The 4,717-nt window shown below is 55.9% G+C and carries 7 protein-coding genes; 2 read left to right on the plus strand and 5 right to left on the minus strand.

The genetic code is table 11. The features are described from left to right. Positions 1 to 90: 90 nt before the first annotated feature. On the plus strand, positions 91 to 867 hold the full coding sequence (locus tag Z052_RS02790; protein WP_099288774.1) for a ParA family protein: 777 nt from the start codon (positions 91 to 93) through the stop codon (positions 865 to 867). Then, a complete protein-coding gene (locus tag Z052_RS02795; protein ID WP_099288775.1) occupies positions 860 to 1,309 on the plus strand; it encodes a hypothetical protein in 450 nt (149 codons plus the stop codon). Before Z052_RS02790 ends, Z052_RS02795 begins: the two co-directional genes overlap by 8 nt. Positions 1,310 to 1,779: 470 nt before the next feature. Here Z052_RS02795 and Z052_RS20840 read toward each other — a convergent pair whose 3' ends face one another. The 5 genes from Z052_RS20840 to Z052_RS02820 form a co-directional block, all read right to left on the minus strand. Then, positions 1,780 to 2,220: a hypothetical protein gene (locus Z052_RS20840; RefSeq protein WP_241897879.1), complete on the minus strand. Its 441-nt coding sequence runs from the start codon at positions 2,218 to 2,220 to the stop codon at positions 1,780 to 1,782. Continuing rightward, on the minus strand, positions 2,213 to 2,992 hold the full coding sequence (locus Z052_RS02805; RefSeq protein ID WP_099288776.1) for a ParA family protein: 780 nt from the start codon (positions 2,990 to 2,992) through the stop codon (positions 2,213 to 2,215). The genes Z052_RS20840 and Z052_RS02805 overlap by 8 nt, the downstream gene beginning before the upstream one ends. A 113-nt stretch (positions 2,993 to 3,105) precedes the next feature. Further along, a complete protein-coding gene (locus Z052_RS02810; RefSeq protein ID WP_099288777.1) occupies positions 3,106 to 3,525 on the minus strand; it encodes a PIN domain-containing protein in 420 nt (139 codons plus the stop codon). Beyond that, positions 3,525 to 3,827, minus strand: coding sequence for an AbrB/MazE/SpoVT family DNA-binding domain-containing protein (locus tag Z052_RS02815; protein ID WP_099288778.1), 303 nt, complete (start codon positions 3,825 to 3,827; stop codon positions 3,525 to 3,527). Before Z052_RS02815 ends, Z052_RS02810 begins: the two co-directional genes overlap by 1 nt. Before the next feature lie 157 nt (positions 3,828 to 3,984). After that, positions 3,985 to 4,266 (minus strand): helix-turn-helix transcriptional regulator, encoded by a 282-nt coding sequence (locus Z052_RS02820; protein ID WP_007344317.1) that lies wholly within the window; start codon positions 4,264 to 4,266, stop codon positions 3,985 to 3,987. Between the last annotated feature and the right edge of the window lie 451 nt (positions 4,267 to 4,717).

Here is a 4,717-nt window from a genome sequence, read left to right on the forward strand (position 1 = left end):
ACTGATGTCAGTCGCTATTCAAGTAAATTTTCTGTGGTTTGATCGTCTGACGTGGTTTTATCCTTTCGTGCTTTGAACGCAACTCGTTCCATGAAGTCATTCGCTGTCGCGAATCAGAAAGGGGGTGTCGCCAAGACGACCAACACGATCAACCTCGCCGGCGCGCTCGCCGACCGGAGGCACGAAGTGCTCGCCGTCGACGCCGACCCGCAAGGGTATCTGACCAACACGCTCGGCTTCCACGATGCGTACGCCGCGGACCCACCATCGCTGTACTCGCTGTTCAATAGCCCACACGAGCACGACGCCGACGAGGTCATCCTCGAACACGCGGAGTTCGACGTGCTCCCCTCAAACGTGGACATGTTCAAACTGGAGCAGAATCTCATCGCAAGCGGCCGCCGGCCACGCCAGCGCCTCGAGGACGTCTTCGGCGATCTCGGTGACTACGACTACGTCTTCGTCGACGCCCCGCCGTCTCTCGGGCCGATCAACGACAACGTCCTCCTCGCGTGCCGGAACCTGCTCATCCCGGTGGAGGCCGCGGAGTCGTCGATGCTCGCGCTCGAACACCTCCTCAACCAGATCGAGTCGCTCGAACGCGACTACGACGTCCAACTGCGAGAACAGGCTGTGCTCATCTCGAACGTGAACTACCCGCTCGACAACGAGCAGCGGGAGGCGATCGACTGGTTCGGCGAGACGTTCGAGGGGCGGTGCCCCGTGTTCGAGATTCGGAAGCGCGCCGCGATCAAGCGCACCCTGAACAACGGCGGGTCACTGTTCAGTGATGACGCCGAGGAGTGTGACATGCGGGCTGTGTACGAGGACGTCGCCGCGACGCTCGTGGAGGTCACCGATGACTGACGACGACCAGAAGAGCGACCTCTCCGAGCGGTTCCGTGGTCGGTTCGACGACCCGACTGACGACCAGGAGGAACATGAGCTCGACGAGACGGGAGAGCGGGATGAAACTCACGCCACGCAGTCAGAGCAGTCCGAGCGTTCCATTCCCAAAAAGACTTCAAAGAACGCAAAGAACGAGATGAACGCCATGCGAGTAAAGAACGTCAAGGAGTCATGGAGCGCAACCAGCGTCTACCTCCCAGAGTTCCTCGACCGACAGCTCACAACCACGTACAAGCACGCCGATCTCGAGTTCGAGGAGGAGTTCGGGCGGTCGCTACAGAAGACACGCTACTACTACCCGCTACTCGTCGCTCTGGGCATGGAACGCATTGAAGGAATGGAAGCCCATGAAATCCAAGAACGCATTGAAGACTTGGAAGCCGATGCGGGTGAGGAGTAGCATCCTTTCCTCACTGTTGAGATGCGCTTAGTCGGCATCTAACTCACACAAGAGACGCTTCTCCACCGTCTGCCTGTTGAGAAGCGCAACCGAGGATTCCGTATCGCGATATACACTATACAAACAGACGAAACGCGGTGTCTGCCCAAAGCACCACACTATCGAAGTGTATCTCACGGCGTTTCACCCCTGCTTCGAGGCACGAGAATCAGGCTCCTCGTGGGTGTGAGAGCGTCGGACACCATGTTTCCGCTGTATCCATGTTCAGAATTCGGGATAACTTAGCTAATCCGAAATTGTAGCACTAAACCCACCGGAAACGTTGTTTTCGGCGCTTTCATACCTCCGAAGAGGTCGATCCTTCTGTCTCGAAGCAGGGGTAAACACGCCTCGATCTAGGATCTATTCGGAGAAACTCCCCGTTATCGACGTGTAATATATCGCATCTCGCTATAGGAATTTTGTGACCGCTACTCCTCAAGGCCGAGCTCTTCCTCGATAGACGACTCCCCCAGCGCTGCCCGGACTGCCGCCGGGTAGAACTCCTCGTTTTTCGGCATGTCCTCGCCGTGTTGTCGTCGCCACTTGACGTTCAGTTCCGAGTAGCGTAGTTGTAGGTCGTCAACAAGCGTCTCTGGGAGGTACATGTTCACATTCTTTCGCTCTCGGACAGTCCCGCTGCTCTCTCTGCTCTCCTTGCTCTCTGCGTTCATTTTGTTCTTTGACATCTTTGCGGTTTCTGATCTCTTTGAAGTCTTTGAGGTCTTTGATGTATCTGCTGTGTTTGATGTCTCTTCTGTCTCTGAGGTCGACAGATCGTCCTCGGGGACGGCATCGTCATGATCGTCGTCATCGTGGTCGTAGCGGTCGTCCCAAGGGTTCCGATCGCGCTTCTCATCACTGTCAGTCATCAGCATAGTCCTCCAAGTGCTCAGCGACATCGAGGTACACCTCTTCCATGTCGCAGTCCTCCTCGTGTTCGAAGATGGAGACGCCGGCATTCCACGCCCGTTGTAGCGCGACGCGCTTTCTGATCTCAAAGACCTCACAGTCCTCTCTGTCCTCAAAGATGTCTTTGAACCACTCCATCATCTCCTCGGCCTCGCCGTCGACGCCGACCTCGTTCGCGATGAGTCCGACCTCGTCGACATCGCCGAATGCGGACTCGATCGACCGCAGCTGCTTGAACAGGAGCTCGATTGCGCGGATACTCGTCGACTTCGCCTGCGCGGGGATCAGGACGTTCCCCGTCGCGACAATCGCGTTGTCGGTGAGCACACCGAGGTTCGGGGGGCAGTCAACGAGGACGTATTCCCAGCGCTGATCGGCGTCGCTCTCGTTGAAAAGCATGTCAAGGCGCTCCTCACGCTTCATCACGTTTGCGAGCTCATCCTCGGCGTTGATCATCCGCTCGTGACTAGGAACGACGTCGACCTCTTGGTGTTCGACAGCTAGCTGCTCGAGGTCGCCCATCCGGTCGAGATCTGGGAGGACGTCGAACAGCGAGTCACGATCTGGATCGTCGTACAGATCCTCGAAACCGAGCCCCTCAGTGGCATGTCCCTGTGGGTCGAGGTCGATGACAAGAACATCATGGCCACGCTGGTTTAGCGCGCCGGCGACGTTCAGTGTCGTAGTCGTTTTCCCAGCACCGCCTTTCTGGTTGGTAACTCCGAGTCTCATACGTGTCTTTGTCCTCAAAGAGAGCAAAGATATCGGAGAGCCTTAAGAGTGCGTCAGACACTCATAGAATGTTGGTTTTGGGTCACAGACAAGCCAGATCTTCGAACGGGTGCCTACGCGGAACCGTCGCGGAACCGTTCGATCGGGATATCGGAGACGTCGTCATAATCGTCGTCACCGCCAACTATGAGCGTCGCGTCGACATGTTCAGCTGTTGCCAGCGCGAACGAGTCGCCAAGCGCAGGATTATACTTAATCGTGTACTCCGAGGCGTCCGTCCAAGTATCGCCGACATCTACCGTTTTGATACCGAGATCAGTCAGCCAGTCGAGATACTCGTCGGCTGTGTCGCGGTCGTACTTCCGGGCGATTGTGTACCGGATCTCAGCGAGATTCACGTAGCTGGCGTAGCCGACGGTGTCCTCGACTGCGACCGCGTCGAGATACTCTTCTACAATCTCGCTGCCTGGTTCATCGTCGGCGTGTGCAATCAGTGGCTCGGCGTCGAAGACAACGCGGTCAGGAACCGACATTACTCTTCAGTTCTGAACTGCGAGTCACGTTCGTTCCGGTCCCGGTCGCGTTTCTCTTTGAGAATCTTGGACGCAGGCTTGTCTGTATTCGCTTCGCTACGGGCGGCAAAGCCGCGCATCTCGCTCGGTGAGCGGACCTGTTCAACGATCACCTCCCCATCTTCGGTTTCCCGGAACAACACCTTCCCAGGCGCTTCGATCCCGAGCTTTTCGCGGAACCGTTTTGGGATGGTCGCCTGGCCGTGCTTAGTGACGGCGACAATCTCTTTTTCAGAGTTATTCGATTGTTCTGACTTACTCATAGTTCATAATTAGATCTCAATCATAATCAAATTTTCTCCTTATTGACAAATAGTTGTGACTCCTCTGTCGGGTGTTTTGGTCGAGTTCGAAGTGTGGTTCGGCTTTTGAGGAACGCGAAATACTAGAGTCAAACAGTCCTCGAACGCAGCGGTTCGATTACCCGTCGTGGTCAATATACTCGGCTTCCCATTCAGTCCGCGCTTCGATCTCTCTAGTGCCCCGGCGAGTAGTGCTGTACTCGTTGGTCCGTCGGTCGCGCTGACTCTTTTCGATGAGCCCCTTCTCAACGAGCGTGTCGAGGTTGGGATAGAGCCGCCCATGATGGATTTCCTTTTCGTAGTAGTCCTCGAGTTCGTCTTTGATCGCGAGTCCGTGGGGGTCATCAAGTCCGGCAACTACGTACAGCAGATCGCGCTGAAAGCCAGTGAGATCGTACATGTCGCAATTTTCGCATTCGAGTTTTGAAATACTACTGATCTGGCCCTGTATGGAGCGAAGGGATTCATCACTCTCCCCGTGGGTCACCAACCGGTATTTCACCATATTCTGGACATGAGACCCAACCCTGTCCAAATGCCCCACCCATTCGTCTTTAGCTAAGCCGGCAGAGCCGATTGAAAGTCGTTTCGGCGGATCTACGAACCTCGATGTGAACCGCTCAGACACCTAAATCAATCTCGACACCCGGCAAACCGGCTCTCGCACCAACCCCGACGCTGTCTTGCAATTCTCGCCTTAGCTAAAGACGGATGATGCCCCACCCATCCCTTGGTCCGGGCTCCATTCGTCTTCATCCGGCTGTGTTGAATCGCCATACGGCAGAGAGGTAGGCCGCTAAATCAAAGGAGTTGAAGCGGGAGAGTTCCGTTGACCATGACGCAAATCTCCC

This window comes from Halorubrum sp. C191, from assembly GCF_002727095.1.
Taxonomy (GTDB): Archaea; Halobacteriota; Halobacteria; order Halobacteriales; family Haloferacaceae; genus Halorubrum; species Halorubrum ezzemoulense.

Excerpts from the sequence above, each read along its gene's own strand:
- Z052_RS02790 (WP_099288774.1), top strand. The coding sequence starts at position 91 with ATGAAGTCATTCGCTGTCGCGAATCAGAAAGGGGGTGTCGCCAAGACG.
- Z052_RS02795 (WP_099288775.1), top strand. The coding sequence starts at position 860 with ATGACTGACGACGACCAGAAGAGCGACCTCTCCGAGCGGTTCCGTGGT.
- Z052_RS20840 (WP_241897879.1), bottom strand. The coding sequence starts at position 2,220 with ATGACTGACAGTGATGAGAAGCGCGATCGGAACCCTTGGGACGACCGC.
- Z052_RS02805 (WP_099288776.1), bottom strand. The coding sequence starts at position 2,992 with ATGAGACTCGGAGTTACCAACCAGAAAGGCGGTGCTGGGAAAACGACT.
- Z052_RS02810 (WP_099288777.1), bottom strand. The coding sequence starts at position 3,525 with ATGTCGGTTCCTGACCGCGTTGTCTTCGACGCCGAGCCACTGATTGCA.
- Z052_RS02815 (WP_099288778.1), bottom strand. The coding sequence starts at position 3,827 with ATGAGTAAGTCAGAACAATCGAATAACTCTGAAAAAGAGATTGTCGCC.
- Z052_RS02820 (WP_007344317.1), bottom strand. The coding sequence starts at position 4,266 with ATGTACGATCTCACTGGCTTTCAGCGCGATCTGCTGTACGTAGTTGCC.